At 73.3% G+C, this 20,539-nt stretch carries 17 protein-coding genes and 1 tRNA gene; 3 read left to right on the forward strand and 15 right to left on the reverse strand.

The genetic code is table 11. The features are described from left to right. Positions 1–9 precede the first annotated feature (9 nt). Entirely contained in the window at positions 10–1,158 is a 1,149-nt protein-coding gene (hppD, locus tag ABZ117_RS24315; RefSeq protein ID WP_356823881.1) for a 4-hydroxyphenylpyruvate dioxygenase, read from the reverse strand. 122 nt (positions 1,159–1,280) lie between these two features. On the opposite strand from hppD, the gene ABZ117_RS24320 reads away from it, so the two are divergent. Next, on the forward strand, positions 1,281–1,751 hold the full coding sequence (locus ABZ117_RS24320; protein WP_356823882.1) for an Lrp/AsnC family transcriptional regulator: 471 nt from the start codon (positions 1,281–1,283) through the stop codon (positions 1,749–1,751). On the opposite strand, the gene ABZ117_RS24325 is transcribed toward ABZ117_RS24320, so the two are convergent. The 4 genes from ABZ117_RS24325 to ABZ117_RS24340 all read right to left on the reverse strand — a co-directional run bounded on the left by ABZ117_RS24325 (position 1,748) and on the right by ABZ117_RS24340 (position 7,523). Beyond that, positions 1,748–2,539 (reverse strand): S16 family serine protease, encoded by a 792-nt coding sequence (locus ABZ117_RS24325; protein ID WP_356823883.1) that lies wholly within the window; start codon positions 2,537–2,539, stop codon positions 1,748–1,750. The two genes, ABZ117_RS24320 and ABZ117_RS24325, sit on opposite strands and share 4 nt — an antisense overlap. 539 nt (positions 2,540–3,078) lie before the next feature. Further along, entirely contained in the window at positions 3,079–3,720 is a 642-nt protein-coding gene (locus ABZ117_RS24330; protein ID WP_121788513.1) for a helix-turn-helix domain-containing protein, read from the reverse strand. A gap of 292 nt (positions 3,721–4,012) precedes the next feature. Further along, the gene (locus ABZ117_RS24335) at positions 4,013–5,812 is read right to left on the reverse strand and encodes a DEAD/DEAH box helicase (protein WP_356823884.1); all 1,800 of its coding nucleotides are present in this window, start codon (positions 5,810–5,812) and stop codon (positions 4,013–4,015) included. A 256-nt stretch (positions 5,813–6,068) separates the two neighbouring features. Continuing rightward, on the reverse strand, positions 6,069–7,523 hold the full coding sequence (locus ABZ117_RS24340; protein WP_356823885.1) for an MFS transporter: 1,455 nt from the start codon (positions 7,521–7,523) through the stop codon (positions 6,069–6,071). A gap of 212 nt (positions 7,524–7,735) precedes the next feature. On the opposite strand from ABZ117_RS24340, the gene ABZ117_RS24345 reads away from it, so the two are divergent. After that, positions 7,736–7,807: transfer RNA gene (locus tag ABZ117_RS24345), tRNA-Cys, on the forward strand. Positions 7,808–7,877: 70 nt separating this feature from the next. Here the strand turns inward: ABZ117_RS24345 and ABZ117_RS24350 are convergent. The 10 genes from ABZ117_RS24350 to ABZ117_RS24395 all read right to left on the reverse strand — a co-directional run bounded on the left by ABZ117_RS24350 (position 7,878) and on the right by ABZ117_RS24395 (position 18,853). Further along, the gene (locus tag ABZ117_RS24350; protein WP_356823886.1) at positions 7,878–8,087 is read right to left on the reverse strand and encodes a DUF397 domain-containing protein; all 210 of its coding nucleotides are present in this window, start codon (positions 8,085–8,087) and stop codon (positions 7,878–7,880) included. After that, on the reverse strand, positions 8,084–8,959 hold the full coding sequence (locus ABZ117_RS24355; protein WP_356823887.1) for a helix-turn-helix transcriptional regulator: 876 nt from the start codon (positions 8,957–8,959) through the stop codon (positions 8,084–8,086). Before ABZ117_RS24355 ends, ABZ117_RS24350 begins: the two co-directional genes overlap by 4 nt. Positions 8,960–9,067: 108 nt before the next feature. Further along, on the reverse strand, positions 9,068–10,225 hold the full coding sequence (locus tag ABZ117_RS24360) for an SUKH-4 family immunity protein (RefSeq protein ID WP_356823888.1): 1,158 nt from the start codon (positions 10,223–10,225) through the stop codon (positions 9,068–9,070). Positions 10,226–10,356: 131 nt separating this feature from the next. Beyond that, complete coding sequence (locus ABZ117_RS24365; RefSeq protein WP_356823889.1) at positions 10,357–10,482, reverse strand: hypothetical protein; 126 nt, start codon at positions 10,480–10,482, stop codon at positions 10,357–10,359. Beyond that, positions 10,479–12,788, reverse strand: coding sequence for a molybdopterin cofactor-binding domain-containing protein (locus ABZ117_RS24370; protein WP_356823890.1), 2,310 nt, complete (start codon positions 12,786–12,788; stop codon positions 10,479–10,481). Before ABZ117_RS24370 ends, ABZ117_RS24365 begins: the two co-directional genes overlap by 4 nt. Next, positions 12,785–15,010: a 2Fe-2S iron-sulfur cluster-binding protein gene (locus tag ABZ117_RS24375; protein ID WP_356823891.1), complete on the reverse strand. Its 2,226-nt coding sequence runs from the start codon at positions 15,008–15,010 to the stop codon at positions 12,785–12,787. Before ABZ117_RS24375 ends, ABZ117_RS24370 begins: the two co-directional genes overlap by 4 nt. After that, positions 15,007–15,900: an FAD binding domain-containing protein gene (locus tag ABZ117_RS24380; RefSeq protein ID WP_356823892.1), complete on the reverse strand. Its 894-nt coding sequence runs from the start codon at positions 15,898–15,900 to the stop codon at positions 15,007–15,009. The genes ABZ117_RS24375 and ABZ117_RS24380 overlap by 4 nt, the downstream gene beginning before the upstream one ends. A 224-nt stretch (positions 15,901–16,124) precedes the next feature. Continuing rightward, a complete protein-coding gene (locus ABZ117_RS24385; RefSeq protein WP_356823893.1) occupies positions 16,125–17,762 on the reverse strand; it encodes a beta-N-acetylhexosaminidase in 1,638 nt (545 codons plus the stop codon). 195 nt (positions 17,763–17,957) lie between these two features. Then, entirely contained in the window at positions 17,958–18,251 is a 294-nt protein-coding gene (locus tag ABZ117_RS24390) for a DUF3039 domain-containing protein (RefSeq protein WP_356823894.1), read from the reverse strand. Positions 18,252–18,280: 29 nt separating this feature from the next. After that, entirely contained in the window at positions 18,281–18,853 is a 573-nt protein-coding gene (locus ABZ117_RS24395) for a YqgE/AlgH family protein (protein WP_356823895.1), read from the reverse strand. Positions 18,854–19,119: 266 nt separating this feature from the next. Between ABZ117_RS24395 and murA the strand changes: the two genes are divergently transcribed. Then, positions 19,120–20,460, forward strand: coding sequence for a UDP-N-acetylglucosamine 1-carboxyvinyltransferase (gene murA, locus ABZ117_RS24400; RefSeq protein WP_356823896.1), 1,341 nt, complete (start codon positions 19,120–19,122; stop codon positions 20,458–20,460). Positions 20,461–20,539 lie beyond the last annotated feature (79 nt).

Raw genomic sequence — 20,539 nt, forward strand, 5'->3', positions numbered from 1 at the left:
ACCCGGCGGCTACAGGTTGCCCCGCTTGTCCTGCTCGCGTTCGATCGCCTCGAACAGTGCCTTGAAGTTGCCCTTGCCGAAGCCCATCGAACCGTGCCGCTCGATGAGTTCGAAGAAGACGGTCGGCCGGTCCTGGACGGGCTTGGTGAAGATCTGGAGCAGGTAGCCGTCCTCGTCGCGGTCGGCCAGGATCTTCAGCTCGCGCAGCGTGTCGACGGGCACGCGGGTGTCGCCGACCCACTCGCCGAGGGTGTCGTAGTAGGAGTCGGGGGTGTCGAGGAACTCGACGCCGGCCGCGCGCATGGTGCGGACCGTCTGCACGATGTCGTTGGTGTTGAGCGCGATGTGCTGGACGCCGGCGCCGCCGTAGAACTCCAGGTACTCGTCGATCTGCGACTTCTTCTTCGCGATCGCGGGCTCGTTGATCGGGAACTTCACCTTCAGGGTGCCGTCCGCGACGACCTTGGACATCAGCGCGCTGTACTCGGTGGCGATGTCGTCGCCCACGAACTCCTTCATGTTCGTGAAGCCCATGACCGTGTTGTAGAACCGCACCCAGTCGTTCATCCGGCCGAGCTCGACGTTGCCGACGCAGTGGTCGACGGCCTGGAAGGTGCGCTGGGCGGGCGGCTCGACGAGCGGCGCGGCGGCGGTGTAGCCGGGCAGGTAGGGGCCGTCGTAGCCGGTGCGCTCGACCAGGGTGTGGCGGGTCTCGCCGTAGGTGGCGATCGCGGCGAGGACGACCGTGCCGTGCTCGTCCTTCACCTCGTACGGCTCGGCGACCGAGCGGGCGCCGTGCTCGACGGCGTAGGCGTGGGCGCGGCGGGCGTCGGGGACCTCGATGGCCAGGTCGACGACGCCGTCGCCGTGCTCGGCCACGTGCTGGGCGAGGAAGCGGCCCCAGTCGGTGACCGGCCTGATCACCGAGGTGAGGACGAAGCGGGCGGAGCCGTTCTCCAGCACGTAGCTCGCGGTCTCGCGGCTGCCGTTCTCCGGTCCGGAGTAGGCGACCAGCCGCATGCCGAAGGCGGTGGAGTAGTAGTGCGCCGCCTGCTTGGCGTTGCCCACGGCGAAGACGACCGCGTCCATTCCCTTGACCGGGAAGGGGTCGGCCTGCCGGGCGGTCGTCTCGGGAGTGTGGTCTGTGGTCTGCGTCATAGCGGAAGAGTCGCGCTGCTCTGCAAGCTGCGCAATAGTTCGCGTCTTCACTGGGCAATCAGACCAGTGGTACGCCCGTTCCGGCGGACTTTCTGTACAGGCTGACCATCTCGGGGGGTCCCGTGGCGATCGATCATCTGGACGGCCGCATCATCGTGCTGCTCGCCGAGGAGCCGCGCATCGGGGTGCTGGAGATGTCCCGGCGGCTCGGCGTCGCCCGGGGCACGGTGCAGGCGCGCCTGGACCGGCTTCAGTCGAACGGAGTCATCCGCGGATTCGGCCCCCAGGTGGACCCGGCGGCCCTCGGCTACCCGGTCACCGCGTTCGCCACGCTGGAGATCCGCCAGGGCCAGGGGGCTGACGTACGGGCCCACTTGGCGAGCGTGCCGGAGGTGCTGGAGCTGCTGACCACCACCGGCAACGGGGACATGCTGTGCCGGCTGGTGGCCCGCTCGAACGCCGATCTCCAGCGGGTGATCGACCGCGTCGTCGGCTTCGACGGCATCGTCCGGGCGTCCACGACGATCGTCATGGAGAACCCCGTTCCGCTGCGGATCATCCCGCTGGTGGAGCAGGCGGCCCTCGGGGGCTAGCAGCTCGGGACCTGCCCCTTGCCCTTCTCCAGGGCCACCAGGGAGTCGACCGCGCTCTTCAGCGTGGTCACCGGGACCAGCCGCAGGCCCTTCGGCAGCTCCGCCCCGGCGTCGGCGCACTCCGCCTTCGGCACCAGGAAGACGGTGGCCCCGTCCCGGCGCGCGGCCCGCGTCTTCAGGGCCACCCCGCCGACCGCGCCGACCTTGCCGTCGGCGTCGATCGTGCCCGTACCGGCGATCGTGCGGCCCCCCGTGAGGTCACCGCCGCCGCCGTCACCGTCCAGCTTGTCGACGATGCCGAGGGTGAACAACAGCCCCGCACTGGGCCCGCCCACGTCGGCGAGCTCGAGCGAGACCCTGACCTTGTCGGCGCTCAGGTGCAGGTACTTCAGCGCCGCCTGGGCCGCCGCGTCCTGGGACTGCCGCATCTGTGCCGCGTTGTGCTTCTCGATCTCCTTGACGGTGTCACCGCTCGGGTAGACCGAGCCGCGCGGCATGACCGCCCGGTCGGTGCGGAACCAGTTGCCGAGCACGTCGGCGAGGGACACGCTGGCGTCCGGGCCGGTCGCCTCGATCGTGGTCATGCGCAGCTGCCCGCTGGTCCTGCGGGTCGCCGCGCCGGAGACGGTGATCACCGGGGTGCCCTTGTTCTCGCCGAGCACGTTCGCCGTCATACCGGGCTGCGCCACCGAGAACGGCAGCGGCGCGAACACGGCCGTGGCGATCAGGGCCACGACGGGCAGCGCGCAGACGGTGAGGGCCTGGGGGCGTGTGAGACGTGAGAGCACGGAGTCAATCTAACGTGCGCCCCCACCCCACCCGCGCGACGCGAACCGCACGCACATCGGCCGGCCCCCACCGCCAGGACCGGCCCGAGCCGGACAGGCGCACGGGCGGAGGAGCGGCGCGCGGGCGCCCGACCGGCACGCGGGCGGGGTGGCACCGGCGCGCGGCCCGGCAGGGCCCGGCGCCCGGCCCGGGCGGGACCGGCGCGCGGCCCGGGAGTGGAGCCGATGCGCCGTCCCGGGGCGCGGCCGGCGCGCGGCCCGGGGCGCGGCCAGCGCTCGGCCCGGCAGAGGCCGGCGCTCGGTCCGGCGGGGAGGCCGGCGCTCGGCCCGGCGGGGCCCGGTGCCCGGCCCGGGCGGGATCGGCGCGCGGCCCGGGAGTGGAGCCGATGCACAGTCCCGGGGCACGGCCTGCGCGTCGGCACGGCAGGCACCGACACGCGGCCCAGCAGGGGGCCGGCGCTCGGCCCAGCAGGGGCCGATGCCCAGCCCGGGTAGGACCGGCGCTCGGCCCGGCAGGGGGTCGGCGCTCGGCGCCGGGTTCAGCGTAGGGCCTCCGCGACCTCGCGGGCCGCCTCCACCACCCGTGGTCCCACCCGCTCCGGCACGGAGTCCGTCAGCATCACCACGCCCACGCTGCCCTCGACCCCGGTGACCCCGACCAGCGGCGCCGCGGCCCCGCTCGCCCCCGCCTCCAGCTCACCGTGCGTGAGCGTGTACCCGGGATCGGCGGACGGCGACTGCCGCGCGGCGAGGATCGCCCGGCCGGCCGCGCCCCGGTCCAGGGGGTGACGGAACCCGGCCCGGTAGGCCACGTGGTAGTCCGTCCACGTCGGCTCCACCACCGCCACGGCCAGCGCCTCCGAGCCGTCGACCAGGGTCAGGTGCGCGGTCGCCCCTATGTCCTCGGCGAGCGAGCGCAGCGCGGGCAGCGCGGCCTCCCGTACCAGCGGATGCACCTGCCGGCCCAGCCGCAGCACCCCGAGCCCGACCCGGGCCCGGCCGCCCAGGTCACGCCGTACCAGCGCGTGCTGTTCCAGGGTGGCGAGCAGCCGGTAGACCACGGTCCGGTTCACGCCCAGTTTGGTGGACAACTCGGTGACGGTCAGTCCGTGGTCGGTGTCGGCGAGCAATTTGAGGACACGCAGTCCCCGGTCGAGCGTCTGAGAGGTCTCCGCGGTCACGACGCCCACTCCTTTGGTGGTGAGGCCGGCGGCCCCTGAGCGGCGGATGCGTCGTCGAGTCCCGTCGGCGACGCGCTTCAGAGGCCGCCGATCGGCAGGACGGCCCGGCGGCTGGCGGGCCGAGTCGCTTCACGGCTGCGCTCCGCGGCGGCGCTGCCACGGGGCGTGTGCGTAGCGGGACAGTAGCGAAACCGGTTCGCTGAGCGGAAGGCTTCGTCCAGAATCCGGGCAGGCCCGGAGCCGGCCTGCCTGCATTCGTCCGGATACGCACAGACGCCGACGTGGGGGGACGTCACCGCATCCGGGTGGCCCACTCCTGCACCTTCGCAATGCGCTGCCGCAACTGCCCCGCGGTCGCCTCCGCGCTCGGCGGCCCCCCGCACACCCGCCGCAGCTCGGTGTGGATCACCCCGTGCGGCTTGCCGCTCTGGTGCACGTACGCGCCGACCATCGTGTTGAGCTGCTTGCGCAGCTCCATCAGCTCCTTGTGCGTGACCACCGGCCGCCGCTCGGCCGGCACCTCCAGCAGGTCGGCCTCGGTGTCCGGCTTCTTCCGGCTGTGCGCGATCTGCCGGGCCTGCCGCTTCTGGAGCAGCATCTGCACCTGGTCCGGCTCCAGCAGGCCGGGAATGCCGAGGTAGTCCCGCTCCTCCTCGCTCCCGGGGTGGGCCTGCATACCGAACTCGGCGCCGTCGTAGAGCACCCGGTCGAAGACGGCGTCGGACTCCAGCGCCTCGAAGGGCAGCATGTCCTGTTCGCCGGTGTCCTCGTCCTGCTGCTTGTTCGCCTCCTCCATCTCCTGCTCGGAAGCGGCGTACGGGTCCTCCTCGCCCTCCTTCTTCGGCTTGTCGAGGGCGTGGTCCCGTTCCTTCTCCATCTCGTTGGCGAAGGTCAGCAGGTCGGGCACGGTCGGCAGGAACACGGACGCGGTCTCGCCGCGCCGCCGGGACCGCACGAAACGCCCGACGGCCTGCGCGAAGAACAGCGGGGTGGAGATGGTGGTGGCGTACACCCCGACCGCGAGCCGCGGCACGTCGACGCCCTCGGACACCATGCGTACGGCGACCATCCACCGGTCGTCGCCGTCGCTGAACTCGTCGATCCGCTTCGAGGCGCCGACGTCGTCGGAGAGGACGAGCGTCGCCTTCGTACCGGTGATCTCCCGGATCAGCTTGGCGTACGCGCGCGCGGAGTCCTGGTCGGAGGCGATGACGAGCGCGCCCGCGTCGGGGATCGCCTTGCGGACCTCGGTCAGCCGCTGGTCGGCGGCGCGCAGCACGCTCGGCATCCAGTCGCCGCGCGGGTCGAGGGCCGTACGCCAGGCCTGGCTGACCGCGTCCTTGGTCATCGGCTCGCCGAGCCGGGCGGCGACCTCGTCACCGGCCTTCGTACGCCAGCGCATGTTGCCGCTGTAGGAGAGGAAGATGACCGGCCGGACGACCCCGTCGGACAGGGCGGAACCGTATCCGTACGTGTAGTCCGCGGCGGATCGCCGGATGCCGTCCAGGCCCTCCTCGTACGTCACGAAGGGGATGGGGTTGGTGTCGGACCGGAACGGCGTACCGGTCAGCGCCAGCCGGCGGGTGGCGGGCTCGAACGCCTCCAGACAGGCCTCGCCCCACGACTTGCTGTCACCGGCGTGGTGGATCTCGTCGAGGATGACGAGGGTCTTGCGCTGCTCGGCGCGGTTGCGGTGCAGCATCGGGCGGACACCGACACCGGCGTAGGTGACGGCGACCCCGTCGTACTCCCGGCCGAGGGGGCCCGCGCTGTACTCGGGATCCAGCTTGATCCCTATCCGCGCCGCGGCCTCCGCCCACTGCTTCTTCAGATGCTCGGTGGGCGCGACCACGGTCACCTGCTGTACGACGTGGTGGTGCAGCAGCCAGGAGGCGAGGGTCAGCGCGAAGGTGGTCTTGCCGGCGCCGGGCGTGGCGACGGCGAGGAAGTCACGCGGCTGCTCCTGGAGGTACTTCTCCATCGCCCCCTGCTGCCAGGCGCGCAGCTTGCCGGCGGTACCCCAGGGGGCCCGGCCCGGGAACGCGGGCGACAGGTGGTGGGAGTGGGCGGAGGAAGCGGCGGTGGTAGTCACGGTCTCCGGCAATGAGGTCGAATCGAGGGGCCGCGCGCGGTGGGTGACGGGCGGGCGGCTCGGCTACGTAGGACAACCGGGCCACCCTACCGGCGCCGCCGGGCCGGCCACGCCCGGACGAGGCCGGGCCGGCCCCGGGTGGGACCCACGTCACAGCCGCACGGTCGCCGCGGTTCTCGTCCTCCTGCCGGTCGGTACGTCGCTGACCAGGGCGTGCGTCACACCCGGCCCGCCCACCGGCTCCCGCCCCGCACCCTCACCGCCGGCGCACGCGGCGCGTCACCCAGGCCCCGGCCAGCGCGACCACCGCCGTCGGCAGGAAGACGGCCGCGAAGGCGGCGGGACGACCGGCGCCGGCGACCGTCGCCGCGGCGGTGGCGGTGGCGGGGGTGGCCGCCGTGCTGCCGCCGCCCAGGGCCGCGAAGGCCGCGCCGGTCGCGGCCAGCAGGACGACGTTCGACAGCGCGTCGGAGATCTGGAGGGCCGCCGAGTTCGCGCCGGCCTCCTCCGGGGCGGACAGCTGGAGCAGCAGCACGCTCGTGGAGGAGATCACCAGCCCCATCCCGAAGCAGCCCACCCCCCAGGCGGCGGCGACCGTCCACACGGGCACCGAGTGCACCAGCACACTCGGGGCGGTCACGATCGCGGCGGCGACCATCACCATCCCCGCGGTCATCAGCCGCTCCCGGTACGGCGCCACGCGCGGCCGCGACTGCACGAACGAGCCCAGCGCCCACGTCACGCCGCCCGCCGCCAGCGAAAAACCCGCCAGCGTCGGAGACAGCCCGCGCTGGGTGACGAGCATCAGCGGCACGAAGGACTCGGCGGCGATGAACGATCCGGCGGACAGCCCGCGCAGCAGCACCACGGAGGGCAGGCCGCGGGCCGCCCGGTAGGTGCCGCGGGGAAGCAGCCCGCGGACGGCGGGCACCAGCAGCGCGGCACCGGCCAGCCCCGGGAGCACCGACACAGGGCGCAGGTCCTGGGCGGCGTACTGGAGCAGCCCGGCGCCCAGGGAGATGCCCAGGGCGAGCCGGATGCGCCGCCGGTCGAAACCGGCCGCCCCGGTCTCCTCGTCCACGGGGCCGGACGCCCGCCGCCGTATCTGCGGCAGGGCGAGCGCGAGGGGGAACACGACGAGCGCCGGGATGCCGAGGAACACCCAGCGCCAGCCGAGGTGCTCGGTGACGGCGCCGGAGGCGAGGGGGCCGACGATGGACGGCACGACCCAGCCGGCCGCGAAGGCCGCCATGATCGCGGGCCGCAGCCGGTCGGGATAGGCGCGGCCGACGACGACGTACAGGGCCACGATGACCAGTCCGCCGCCCAGCCCCTGCACGGCCCGCCCCAGGATGAACACCCACATCACCTGGGCCGTCCCGGCGACGACCAGACCCGCCGCGAACGCGCCGATACCGGCGGTGAGCGGGCCCAGGGGGCCACGCCGGTCGGACCACTGTCCCGCGAGGACCATCCCGAACAGGCTGGTCGTGAAGTACCCGGAGAAGGCGAACGCGTACAACGCCACACCGTCGAGTTCCCGCGCCGCGACGGGCATCGCGGTGCCCACGGCTGTCGCCTCGAACGCGATGAGCACGACGACGGACACGATCCCGACGCTGAGCGCCCGGTAGGCCCGGCCCAGCACGCCGTCGTCGTGCCCGACGGATGGTTCGAGGACAGCGGGGTCACGGGATTCGAGGGCACTCATGAAGGCCAGAGTAAGGCCCACAACAGACCTTCGCCCCTGTCAGGAGCCCGACCGTCCCTCCGCCCTTGGTCCTACGCCCCGAACCCGCTCATGAACGCCGCATGGCAGTCCCGTTGCAGCCCGCCCACCCCTCTTGAGCCCCGCCCGGCCACCCCCGTACGTTCGTCCCACGAACACGGCCGTACACCCGGCCGAGATCGACAACTCAACACGGCCGTGTGCCCGAGTGGTTCAGGGACTCGCCTGCAAAGCGAGTTACGCGGGTTCGATTCCCGCCACGGCCTCAAGTGCCTTGAGCAGGCAAGACGGTAGGGCGGCACCCGCGGGGGATGCCGCCCTTCCTGCCGTCCGTCGTCAGCTCCGGGACGTGTGCGACACGAAGTCCGACCAGGCGGTCGGGGTGAGGATGAGCTGGGGGCCGGTGGTGTGCTTGGAGTCGCGGACGTGCACCGCGGCGTGAGTGGTGGCTATCTCGACGCAGGATTCCCCGTCGGTGCCCCCGCTGTAGCTGCTCTTGAACCATGCCAGCTCGGAGGCGTGCCCGGCTGAGGGCTTGCGGATCATGTCTCTCCCAGCAGTGTCTCGATGAAGGCCAGCGACTCCCGCGGCGGGAGGGCCTGCGCTCGGATGCTGCCATATCGCAGCTCGAGGATGCGCAACTGCTTCGGATCGGTGATCGGGCGCCCGTTGAACGCGCCGTCGGATCGCCCTGCCGCCGTTCCGTCCTGGAACTTCAGCAGCTCGATCCGCCCGTCGAGCCCCGGATGCGGATCGGTGTTCGTCGGCATGACCTGAAGGGTGACGCCGTGCCACCGCCCCACCTCCAGCAGATGTTCGAGCTGCTGTCGCCACACCATTGTGCCTCCGACCCGCCGGCGCAGCGGTGCCTCTTCCAGCACGAAGTGGATCGAGGGGGCGGGCGTCCGGTCGAAGACGGACCGGCGGGCCAGACGGGCGGCCACCATGCGCTCCACATCCCCTGGTGAGTAGGGTGGTTGAGCGGCCTGGATCATGGCCCTGGCGTGCTCCGGAATCTGCAAGAGCCCAGCGATGATGCTGGATTCGTAGAGGCCGATCTCGACCGCCTTGGCCTCCATCTCCGCCAGGGCGCGCACCTTCTTCGGGTAACGGACCTTCTCCACGTCCTCCTTCATCGCCGAGAGCAGTCCGCCCGCGTCCAACAGTGCGTCCGCCCGGTCGAGATACTCGGGGCGGGGGATCCGCTTGCCGCTCTCGATCTTGTAGACCATGTCCTCGCCGTAGCCGACGGCCCTGCCGAAGTCGCCGGCCCTCATGCCCGCCGCCTCACGCCTGAGCTTCAGCTGGCGGCCGACCGTGGCGATGACCGCGACTCCCCACTCGTCGTCCGGGTCCACCTCCCAGCCCTGCTCGCTCACCTCGTCCTTGAGCGGCTCCACGTCCGCGTCGACCGTCATCCGTACCCCCTCCATCACCGTGTGTGCCGACCTCGTCACGCGCAACGGTAGGGAGGGTGGGGCGGGTCAAGTGGCCGGATGCGGGGAAATTCACCGGGGTCCGGGACCTCAGAAGACGCCGCTCGTCTCGTCTTGGAAGAGGTCCGTCCAGTAGTGCCAGGTGGTGGACGGCAGGGTGGCGGTGGGGTCCAGGGCGTTGAGGGTCTCGATCATGGCGGCGGCCAGGTGGTCGTAGGCGCGGGTCGCCAGTTCGTGGCCGAGGTGGGCGTCGATGGTGCGCTCGTGGTGGACGAGCCACAGGGTGAACGCCAGGGTGGAGACGTCGGTGTTGAGGGGCTGGAGCGTCGCCTCGGGTCCGTCGAAGGTCAGGACCGCGCCCGTGCGCCCGTCGACCAGCAGGCTGGTCTCCTCCGGCAGGCAGCCGAGGCGGATCAGGTGGTCGCAGTGGGCCGGGAGTCGGTCCGCGGGGTAGCCGGCGCGCTCCTGTACGACGTACTCCCGCAGCGTCGGCAGCGGCACGTCCGTGTCGGTGTGGAAGAAGACCGCCTCCTCCGGCAGCCCCGTCCCGCGCAGGAAGCGGCGCGTCGGTTCGTGCGTGAGCGTCGCCGGGAAGTCGACCTCTTCGAAGCGGGCCACCCTGCCGTGCCCGAACTGCTGGTCCAGCAGGCGCGCGGGGAGGTCGAGGGTGAGGCCCGAGGCCGTGCCGGGACCGGCGACGAGGGAGAGGGGGCGGATCAGTGCCGCCGCCTTCCAGTACGGCGGGACCTCGCCGCCCGTGCCCTCCTCGAAGAGGGCGAGGAGGCTGCGGGATGCCTCGGTCGCCGTCTCTGGGCCGTACCGTCCCGCCAGGGCGGCGAACCGGCCGCGCAGGCCCGCGAGTTCCTCGGTGACGGCAGCGAAGCGCAGCAGCGTGTGCAGGGAGGGCGCGAAGGGCCGGGGGGCGGACGGGGCGACGAGGTGGGCCGTCGTCAGCTCGCCCGTGACGCCGTCGAGCAGGATCGACTCGCGCGCCATGCCGGCCGGGGTGAGCAGTTCGCCTATGACCAGGCGGCTGCGCAGCTCCTCCGCCAGGCCGAGGGGACCGTCCGTGGCGTCGGCGAGCGTGCGCAGGCCGTGTGTACGCAGCGGCGAGAAGGTCAGCAGGCCGGTGTCCGCGGGCAGGCCGGGGCCGGTGAGCAGGCCGCGCGTCGGTGCGTGGGTGACGTAGCGGTCCAGTTCCGCCTCGGTCAGTGTGATCGCCGGCATCCCGGCCTCGGTCGTGCTCATCGCTCCCCCGCGATCTCCCCTGTGCGTGACAGGCGTGCGTACCCCGTCGTACGCGGCCCCCGGTCAGGTGCCCCGACTGCTGCGCACACTACGCCGCCCCACTGACAACGGCCCTCACCAGGAAGGACGCCTCAGGTCAGGTAGATCCCGCCCAGCACGACGGCCAAGGCCGCCGCGGCGAACAGCAGGATCCAGAGGATCAGTTTGCCCGCGCTGGGCGGGGGTTCGTAGCGGGGCTCCTGCCCGGGAGTGCTCACCGGTCGGCCACCACGGCCGCCTGGGGGCGGATGGGGAGGCGGTTGACGGGGCGGCCGGTGGCCGCGCGGACGGCGGAGGCGATCGCCGCCGGGGCCGTCACCACCGGGACCGCGCTGACCGACTTGGCGCCGAAGGGGGCGACGACGTCCCGTTCCTCGACCAGTCTGACGATACGGATGTCCGGGGCGTCGAGGGCGGTCGGCAGGGCGTAGCCGGTCAGGTCGGGGTGGCGGACCAGGCCGCGCGGGGTGCGGAGGTTCTCGGTGAGCGCGATGCCGACGCCCTGGGTCACGCCGGCCTCGATCCGGGCCGTCAGCTGGGCCGGGTTGAGGATCCTGCCGACGTCCTGGGCCACCGCCAGCTCCACCACCCGCACCGAGCCCAGCTCGATGTCCACGTCGACCACCGCGCGGATCGCGCAGAAGGCGAGCCCGACGAAGGCGTCGCCCTGGCCGGCGGCGTTCAGCGGCTCGGTGGGGTGCGGGCGGCACTGGGCCGTCGCCCACAGCTCCTTGCCGTCCAGCGCCTCGGTGACCGTCGTGGACAGCACACCGTCGTACGACGTGATCTTGCCGTCGGTGATCTGGAGCAGCTCGGTGGACATGCCGAACTTGTGGGCGAGGGGCTGGAGCAGCTGGGTGCGGACCATCTTCGCCGCCCGCTCCACCGCGCCGCCCGACACCCAGGTGTGCCGGCTCCGGCAACCCGCGCCGGCCGGCGGCTGGTCGGTGTCGACCGGGGCGACGTGGACCTCCTCGATGCCGAGGGTCTCCTGCACGATCTGCCGGGCGAGGGTGGTGAAGCCCTGGCCGGTCTCCACGGCCGCGCACAGCACGGTCGCGATGCCGTCGTGGACCTTGACCGTCGCCGTGGACACCTCGTCGGCGCCCTCCGCGCCCAGCATGTGCACCATGCCCAGGCCGTAGCCGACGCCCCGGCGCACCGCGCCGGGCTCGCCCGCGCCCTCGGGGCCGCCGGGCAGCAGCCAGTCCTCCTCGGGCATGTCCTTGGGCAGCGCGGGCAGCGGGGCGTCCCGGACGGCCTGGAGGAGTTCGGCGACCGGCGCGGGGCAGGTCACGGTCTGACCGATCGGCAGGACGTCACCGGTGGCGAGGACGTTGCGCAGGCGCAGCTCGGCCGGGTCCAGGCCGAGTTTCTTCGCGAGCTTGTCCATCTGCGCCTCGTAGGCGGCGCACACCTGGAGGGCGCCCTCGCCGCGTACGTGGCCGGAGGGCGGGTTGTTGGTGCGGACGGCCCAGCCCTCGATGAAGGCGTTCGGCACGACGTACGGGCCGCACGCGAAGGAGACGGCGGCGGCCAGGGCCTCCGCGGAGGTGTCGGCGTAGGCGCCCGCGTCGAGCAGGATCTGCGCCTCGACCTTGACCAGCCGGCCCTCGGCGTCGGCGTGGTGGCGGTAGCGCAGCAGGGTGGGGTGGCGGTGGGCGTGGCCGAGGAAGGACTCCTCGCGCGTGGCGGTGAGTTTCACCGGGCAGCCGGTCCGGAGCGCGAGCAGGCCGAGCGGGAGCTGGAAGCCCTGGTCCTCGCGGTCCGCCGTGGCGCCGGGCACCCCCGTGACGACGATCTTCACCCGGTCGGGGGGCAGGCCGTAGCAGGCGGCGGCCGTGTTGCGGTCGGTGTGCGGGTCGGTGGAGGCCAGGTACAGCTCCACACCGCCGTCGGGGCGGGGCACGGCGAGGCCGGCCTCGGCGCCGATGGGGGCCGGGTCCTGGCGGCCGATGCGGTACAGGCCCTCGACCACGGTCTCGCCGGCCGCCTCCGGGTCCCCGTGGTGCAGCGGGATGTGCCGGATCAGGTTGCCGTCGGGATGCAGCGGCTCGGCCTCGAAGGCCTGTTCCGGGTCGGTGACCGGGTCCAGGACCTCGTACTCGACGATGACGGCGGCGGCTGCCATCCGCGCGGTGTCCGGGTGGTCGGCGGCGACCGCGGCGATGGGCTCGCCGTGGTGGCGTACGACCTCGGAGGCGAACACCGGCCGGTCGGGCGTGCCCCGGCCGTGGCGGGACGTGCCGGGCACGTCCTCGTGGGTGATGACGGCGCGGACGCCGGGCATCTCACGCGCGTGGGTGGTGTCGATGGACACGATGCGCGCGTGCGCGTGCGGCGAGCGCAGCACGGCCGCCCACAACAGGCCCTCGGCCCACAGGTCGGCCGCGTAGGGGAAGGTGCCCTCGGTCTTCGCGCGGGCGTCGGCGTGCGGCAGGGAGGCGCCGAGGCCGTGCGGCGACGGCTCGGCGTCGGGTACGGGTTCCGCCGCGGTGGTCGCGATGCCGGTCTCGTTGCTCACGCCTGGCCTCCGTCCTGCCCGTAGTGCTGGTCCTGCGGTCCGGGCGCGCCGTACACGTCCGGGGTGTCGCTGTACACGTCCGAAGTGTCGCCGTACACGTCCGGGGTGTCGCCGTACGCGTCCTGCGCGTCGCCGTAGCCGTCGGGGGTGGTGTCGAACCCGGGCGGCGCGTGGGGCGCGCGCGGTGTGCCGAACGCTCCCGGTGCCTCGAACGCCGACGGGTGGACGCCGCCGGAGCCGGGGCCCGCCTGGTGCGGGATGCGCGCCTCGTCCCCGTCCGTGCCGGGGCCGGCCTGGGGCGCCTCGCGCTCGGCGACGACCTCCTGGACGGCCTCCAGCACGCCGCGGTAGCCGGAGCAGCGGCACAGGTTGCCGCACAGGGCCTGCCGGGTCTCCAGCTCGGTGGGTGCCGGGTTGCCCTCCAACAGGTCGTGCAGGGTCATCGCGATGCCGGGCACGCAGAAGCCGCACTGCACGGCACCGCAGCGGGCGAGGGCGCGCTGGACGTCGGAGGACTGCCCGTCGGCGGCCAGCCCCTCGACCGTACGGACCTCGCTGCCGGCCGCGGTGACCGCCGGGACCAGGCACGAGGCCACGAGCCGGCCGTCGACCTGCACGTTGCACGCCCCGCACTCGCCCTGCGAGCAGCCGTCCTTGGCACCGGCGAGGCCGAGCCGTTCGCGCAGCACGTACAGCAGCGACTCGCCGATCCAGGCGTCGGTGACCGGGCGGTCGGCGCCGTTGACGCGCAGCACGAAGGAGGCCAGGGGGTGGTCGTCGTGCGGCGGGAGGGGTACGGCGGCCGGTTCCCCGGTGTCGTCGGTGGCGGCGTCCCCGGTGTCAGGTACCTCCTGTACGCCCTGGTCGTCCGTGGCCTCCTGGGCGTCCTGGCCGGAGTCCTCGGGGCCGGCCGGGGCGGGCGCGTCGGCGGCGGGCCGGGGGGCCGCGGGGTCGTCGGCGTCCGCGGGGGCGTCCGGGTCCTGGGGGGCGGCCGTGACCGCCGCTGTCGCGGGCCGCGGGGCGGTCACCGGGTCCGCCGGCTCCTCGTGGCCCGCCGGAGCGTCACCGGGGCGTTCAGGGGCCTCGGCGAGGCCGTGGGCCTCCGTCTCGGGTACGGCAGTGGCCTGTGCGTGCGGGTCCGCGTCCGCACCGGCGTCCGCGCGGCCGGGCTCGGCCGGAGCGCCGTCCGGCTGGCCGCCGTCGCGGTGACCGCCGTCTCCACGGGCACCGTCCATGTGACCGTTCCCGGCGTGACCGGCCTCCTCGGGACCGGGGTCGCCGTGACCGGTGTCGCCATGCCCGGGGTCGCCGTGACCGGTGGCGAGGTGACCGGTGTCGCCGTGGTCGAAGTCCTCGAACGCGCCCCCGGCGGCACCGAAGTCGTCGTGACCGGACCCGTCCCGGCCGTCCTCCGCGTGACCGGCCGGGCCCCGCCCGTACCCGTCCTGCCGGACGTGGCCCTCCTGCCGGACGTACCCGTTCTCCGGGACGTACCCGTCCTCGGGGACGTACCCGTCGCCCGGGACGTACCCGTCCTCCCGCGCGTACTCGTCCTCCCGCGCGAACCCGCCATCCGGGACGTACGCCTCCGGCGCGGGCGCCGTGGCGGCGCCCGCCGGGTGGGTGCCGGTGTGGTCGATCGGGCCGGGGTGGCCGGGGGCCGCCGGCTGGGCCGGGGAGCCGTCCCAGGAGTGGCCCGCGCCGTCCGTCGCCCAGGGCGCGGGCGCGCCGCCGGGCAGGGTGGCCGGCGGGGTGCCGCCCCACTGCTCGACCAGCGAGGACGTCGTGAACTCGCCCGACTCGTCCGGCAGGTCACCGCCCGCGACGGGGATGGACCACTGCCCGGTGACGTCGTGCCCCGGGGCGGCCGGTGCCACGGGCTCCTCGAAGGTCCAGTGCTGGGTGGCACCGGGCCGGTAGGTGAAACGGTCGTCCGTCGCCTGCGGCGGGGCCGGCGCGGCGTTCGGGTCGGGCCAGTGGGCGCCGCCCTCGGGCGCGGGCCAGTCGTCCGGGGTGCCGTCGGCGTGCCTGGCCGCGATCCTCGGCGGCACATAGCCGTGTCCGGGCGCGGCCAGCGGGCTGTCGCCGGACAGCAGGGCGTCGATGCCGCCCTCGGGGAGCCTGACGAAGGCGGTGGCGCCGTCGTCGTAGTCGCCCTGGGGCAGCGGGTCCCAGCGGCCGCCGCTGCGGGGCGCGCCCTCTCCGTGCTGGTCGTCGGTCACGACAGCGCCCTCCCCAGTGCTCGTCGGGCCAGCGCGGCGACGGTGCGCCGCAGGTGCAGTACGGCGGGCGGCAGCGGGATCACCGAGCCGTCGGGCTCGGGCACCGGGTCGGGGATGCAGGCCGCGGCGACGTACTCGCCGAAGGCGCGCAGGGCCTCCGGGACGAGGGCGCGGTCGTTGTCCCAGTCGATGAGCTGCGCGACCCACTGCTCGGCCTCCAGGGGCCGCAGCGGCATCGGCGCTATGGCCCCGACGGCGCAGCGCACGCCGCGTCGGGCAGGGTCGAGGACGAGGGCGACGGAGGCCAGCGCGCGGCCCGGGCCGGTACGTCCGGTGGCCTTCACGAAGACCTGCGGGGCGTGCAGCAGCGGCACGCGCACGTAGCCGATGAGTTCGCCGCCGCGCAGCAGCTCCATGCCGGCGAGCAGGTGCGACACCGGGATCTCCCGGCGGGCTCCGCCCGGGCCCGCGATGATCAGAGTCGCTTCCAGGGCGGCGAGCACCGGCAGGGCGTCCCCGGTGGGGGCGGCCGTGGCGATGTTGCCGCCCAGGGTGCCCGCGTTGCGGATGTGCGGCGGGCCGGCGGCGCGCGCCGCTGCGGCGAGCGCCGGGATCAGGGCCGCGAAGTCGGGACGGCCCATGCGGGCGTGGGTGAGGCCCGCGCCGAGCAGGGCGTGGCCGTCCTGGTACTGCCAGCCGCGGATCTCGCTGATCCGGCCGAGGCCCACCAGGGCGGCGGGCCTGAGCTGGCCGGAGTTGACGGCGGCCATCAGGTCGGTGCCGCCCGCGACGGGGACGGCGGCGGGCAGGGCGGCGAGGGCCGCCACGGCCTCGTCCAGTGTCGTGGGCAGCGTGACGGCCTGCGCCGCCTGCGGTGCGTGCGTGGTCAAACCGGCTGCCCCTTCCCGCTGCCCCACCTGGTCCCGCCTGTGCTGCCGTACGGTACGTGCTGACAGGGCGGACGACGCAACTCTGGCACATCTTCGCAAGGCTCGAACGCGGGGGTCCGCTAGGAGGCATTCGCCCATCTCACCGGGGAGATGGTCCGTTTTCGCACGGCATCACCGGTGCGCACGGATTGCCACTCTTCGGTGATGCTGCCGGGGTTTTCCCGTTACCTGTTCGGGGGCGGTCCCTCGATCGGGCGGCCGAGCACGCCGGGGCGCCGCTGCCACGGCCGGGGCCCGGCGGGTGGCCGGTAGCCGACGCCGAGCGCGTCAAGCCGCCGGTAGTGGGCGGTCATCCGGCGTTCGAAGTCCGCGTAGTCCCGGTCCGCCGGGGCGGGCAGCCGGCTCCAGGCGACCTCGGCGAACGCCGCGAGCCGGGGGAACGCCTGGTAGTCCACGCGGGCGGAGTCCTCCAACGCCTCGGTCCACACGTTGGCCTGAGTGCCCAGCACATGCCGGGCCTCCTGGCCGGTCAGCCCGGCCGGCACGGGTTCGAAGCGGTAGACGTCCTCCAGGGTGCGCACGAAGCCGAGCGGAACCGGCTCGTCCGCGCCGGGGGCCTGCCGGTGGTCCAGGTACACGTACTGCTCCGGGCACATGACCACGTCATGGCCGGCCCGGGCGGCGGCGGCCCCGCCCGCGTAGCCCCGCCAGGAGGAGACCGCCGCGCCCGGGGCGAGCCCGCCCTCCAGGATCTCGTCCCAGCCGATGAGGCGGCGTCCGCGCGCGGCGAGCCAGGCGTCGAAGTGCCCGATGAACCAGGACTGCAACCCGGCCTCGCCGTCGAGGCCGAGGTCGGCGATGCGGGTCTTGGCGGTCACGGACTCGGCCCACTGCTCCTTGGGGCACTCGTCGCCGCCGATGTGGACGAACTCCGAGAAGCCGGCGGCGTCCGCGGGGAACAGCTCCAGGACCTCCTCGAGGACGCCCTCGTAGAAGCGCAGGGTGGTGTCGGTGGGGGCCAGTACGTTGGCGGAGACGCCCCAGGTGTCCCAGACGGCGAGGGCGGTGGTGTCGACGACGTCGGTGTTGCCGAGTTCGGGATAGGCGGCGATGGCGGCCTGCGAGTGGCCCGGTACGTCGATCTCGGGGACGACGGCGATGTGCCGCTCGGCGGCGTAGGCGACGATCTCCCGGATGTCGTCCTGGGTGTAGTAACCCCCGTGCGGTTTCTCCTCCCAGAGCGGTGAGGCGCGGTGGCCGAACTTCGTCCGTGGCCGCCAGGAGGCTTTTTCGGTCAGTTTCGGGTAGCGCTTGATCTCGATGCGCCAGCCCTGGTCGTCCGTCAGGTGAAGGTGCAGGACGTTGAGTTTGTGCGCGGCCATCAGGTCCAGGTAGCGCAGCACGCCGTCCTTGGGCATGAAGTGCCGGGCGACGTCGAGGAGAAGGCCGCGCCAGCGGAACCGGGGTGCGTCCTCGACGGTCCGGCAGGGGACGCGGAGGGCGGCGTCCGGCCGTACGGGGGCGCGGCGGAAGGCGTCGGGGCCGAGCAGCTGACGCAGCGTCTGCGCGCCCCAGAACACCCCGGCGGGCCCGCCGCCGCGGATCTCGACGCCCCGGCCGGTGACGGCGTCGAGCCGGTACGCCTCCGGTTCCAGGGCGTCGTCCACGAGCAGCCGTACGCCGTCGGGGGCGTCCCGGGGACCGGGGCGCAGCGGCAGGCCCAGGGCGGCGCCGAGCGTCGCGCGCAGCCAGCGTTCGGTGCGTTCCGTGCCCGGACCGGCCCACAGTGTGGTGGCGGCGCCGAGCGGCACGCCGCCGCCCGCCGGTTCCTCGACGGCGCGCGGCGCCGGAATCAGTTCCATGACCTCAACCCCTCACCCGGTTGCGCGTTGCGTATTACGCAACGGCGGTTTCTCTCTGCACAACGCATCGAGGCTATGGAGTGCGGCGGACCCCCACAAGAGGTCTGGACCAATCATGTGCGCGGAAACGCGGAGATCCCCGGGACGCGCCTCACGCGTGCCCCGGGGATCTCACCGCTCAACTGCCGGCCGGACCTACTTGTCGCCGCCCTTGCCGCCCTTGCCCTTGTCGTCGCCGCCGCTGCCCATGGATTCGTAGATCTCCTTGCACATGGGACACACGGGGTACTTCTTCGGGTCGCGGCCCGGCACCCAGACCTTGCCGCACAGCGCCACGACGGGGGTGCCGTCGAGGGCGCTCGCCATGATCTTGTCCTTCTGGACGTAATGGGCGAAGCGCTCGTGGTCACCGTCACCGTGGGACACCTGTGGCGTCGGCTCTACGAGGGTCCCCGTACCAGTCCCGCGCTCGGGCTCGAGAGTGCTCATACCGCCCAGGGTACTGAAGCTCACACGCATCAGTTGAGCGAAGGGTCGTCCGGATACGTGGCCACCATCGCCAGCTCGTTGCGCTGCCGGCGCAGCACCTCGCGCCACAGCCGCTGCGGGGCCGGCGAGGACACATCACCCGGCTCGGACTCCACGACGTACCAGGCGCCCTCCACCAGCTCGTCCTCCAGCTGGCCCGGGCCCCAGCCCGCGTAGCCGGCGAAGATGCGCAGCGAGCCGACCGCGGAGGCGAGCAGTTCCGGCGGGGCCTCCAGGTCGACCAGCCCGATCGCGCCGTGCACCCGCCGCCAGCCCAGCGGGGCGCCGTCGCCGTCCGCGTCGCCGGGGATCACCGCGATGCCGAGCGCCGAGTCCAGCGAGACGGGGCCGCCCTGGAAGACGACACCGGGCTCGCCGGCGAGACCGGCCCAGCCCTCCAGGATGTCGCCCACGTCCACCGGTGTGGGGCGGTTGAGGACGACACCGAGGGAGCCCTCCTCGTCGTGGTCGAGAAGGAGCACCACCGCACGGTCGAAGTTCGGGTCCGCCAGGGCGGGCGTGGCCACGAGCAGCCGCCCTGTGAGCGAGGACACCTCGGTCATGCCAGACATGATCCCGCATCTTCCCCTCGCGTGGGGAGCCAATCGGGTGGACGCAGCTCAGGGCGCGGGGAGCCGTCGCGGCGCGTACGGCGGCCCGGTGACCGCTCGTGCCCGGAGGGGAACCGTTCGTGTTGTGACACGGCCATGACCCGACTGGGCGGTCCTCGGGCTTACGGGCGAGGGGTGATCGGCGATTACCCTGTCTTCCCGGCCCCTGCGCACAGTGATCGGCCGGCCCCTGACCAACTCATCGGAACGCGAGATTCATGACCGTCAACGACGATGTCCTGCTTGTCCACGGCGGAACCCCGCTGGAGGGCGAGATCCGTGTCCGCGGTGCGAAGAACCTCGTGCCGAAGGCCATGGTCGCCGCCCTGCTGGGCAGTGAGCCGAGCCGACTGCGCAATGTTCCGGACATCCGTGACGTGCGGGTCGTCCGCGGCCTGCTCCAGCTGCACGGGGTGACGGTCCGCCCGGGTGAGGAGCCCGGCGAGCTGGTGCTCGACCCGACGCGCGTCGAGAGCGCCAACGTGGCCGACATCGATGCCCACGCGGGTTCCAGCCGTATCCCGATCCTCTTCTGCGGCCCGCTGCTGCACCGTCTCGGCCACGCGTTCATCCCGGGCCTGGGCGGCTGCGACATCGGCGGCCGGCCCATCGACTTCCACTTCGACGTGCTGCGGCAGTTCGGCGCGACCATCGAGAAGCGGGCGGACGGGCAGTACCTGGAGGCGCCGCAGCGGCTGCGCGGCACCAAGATCCGGCTGCCCTACCCGTCGGTCGGCGCGACCGAGCAGGTGCTGCTGACGGCCGTGCTCGCCGAGGGCGTCACGGAGCTGTCCAACGCGGCCGTCGAGCCGGAGATCGAGGACCTCATCTGCGTGTTGCAGAAGATGGGCGCGATCATCGCGATGGACACCGACCGGACGATCCGCATCACCGGTGTGGACAAGCTCGGCGGTTACGACCACCGTGCCCTCGCCGACCGGCTGGAGGCCGCGTCCTGGGCGTCGGCGGCGCTCGCGACCAACGGCAACATCTACGTCCGCGGCGCCCAGCAGCGCTCGATGATGACGTTCCTGAACACCTACCGCAAGGTGGGCGGTGCCTTCCGGATCGACGACGAGGGCATCCGGTTCTGGCACCCCGGCGGCCAGCTGAAGTCCATCGCCCTGGAGACGGACGTGCACCCCGGTTTCCAGACGGACTGGCAGCAGCCGCTGGTGGTGGCGCTCACCCAGGCCACGGGCCTGTCGATCATCCACGAGACGGTCTACGAGTCCCGCCTCGGCTTCACCTCCGCCCTGAACCAGATGGGCGCGCACATCCAGCTCTACCGCGAGTGCCTGGGCGGCTCGAACTGCCGTTTCGGCCAGCGCAACTTCCTGCACTCCGCGGTCGTGTCCGGCCCCACCCGCCTCCAGGGCGCCGACCTGGTCATCCCCGACCTGCGCGGCGGTTTCTCGTACCTGATCGCGGCCCTGGCCGCCGAGGGCACCTCCCGCGTCCACGGCATCGACCTCATCAACCGCGGCTACGAGAACTTCATGGAGAAGCTCGTCGAACTCGGCGCGAAGGTGGAGCTGCCGGGCAAGGCCCTCGGCTAGCCCCACCGACGGCGAAAGGGCGGCACCCTCGGGAGGGGGCCGCCCTTTTCGGCGTCTTCGGCTGAGGCGCCCCGGAGGG

Source organism: Streptomyces sp. NPDC006309 (assembly GCF_040613095.1).
Lineage (GTDB): Bacteria > Actinomycetota > Actinomycetes > Streptomycetales > Streptomycetaceae > Streptomyces.

Excerpts from the sequence above, each read along its gene's own strand:
- hppD (WP_356823881.1), bottom strand. The coding sequence starts at position 1,158 with ATGACGCAGACCACAGACCACACTCCCGAGACGACCGCCCGGCAGGCC.
- ABZ117_RS24340 (WP_356823885.1), bottom strand. The coding sequence starts at position 7,523 with ATGAGTGCCCTCGAATCCCGTGACCCCGCTGTCCTCGAACCATCCGTC.
- ABZ117_RS24350 (WP_356823886.1), bottom strand. The coding sequence starts at position 8,087 with ATGATCCGCAAGCCCTCAGCCGGGCACGCCTCCGAGCTGGCATGGTTC.
- ABZ117_RS24355 (WP_356823887.1), bottom strand. The coding sequence starts at position 8,959 with ATGACGGTCGACGCGGACGTGGAGCCGCTCAAGGACGAGGTGAGCGAG.
- ABZ117_RS24360 (WP_356823888.1), bottom strand. The coding sequence starts at position 10,225 with ATGAGCACGACCGAGGCCGGGATGCCGGCGATCACACTGACCGAGGCG.
- ABZ117_RS24385 (WP_356823893.1), bottom strand. The coding sequence starts at position 17,762 with ATGGAACTGATTCCGGCGCCGCGCGCCGTCGAGGAACCGGCGGGCGGC.
- ABZ117_RS24390 (WP_356823894.1), bottom strand. The coding sequence starts at position 18,251 with ATGAGCACTCTCGAGCCCGAGCGCGGGACTGGTACGGGGACCCTCGTA.
- ABZ117_RS24395 (WP_356823895.1), bottom strand. The coding sequence starts at position 18,853 with ATGACCGAGGTGTCCTCGCTCACAGGGCGGCTGCTCGTGGCCACGCCC.
- murA (WP_356823896.1), top strand. The coding sequence starts at position 19,120 with ATGACCGTCAACGACGATGTCCTGCTTGTCCACGGCGGAACCCCGCTG.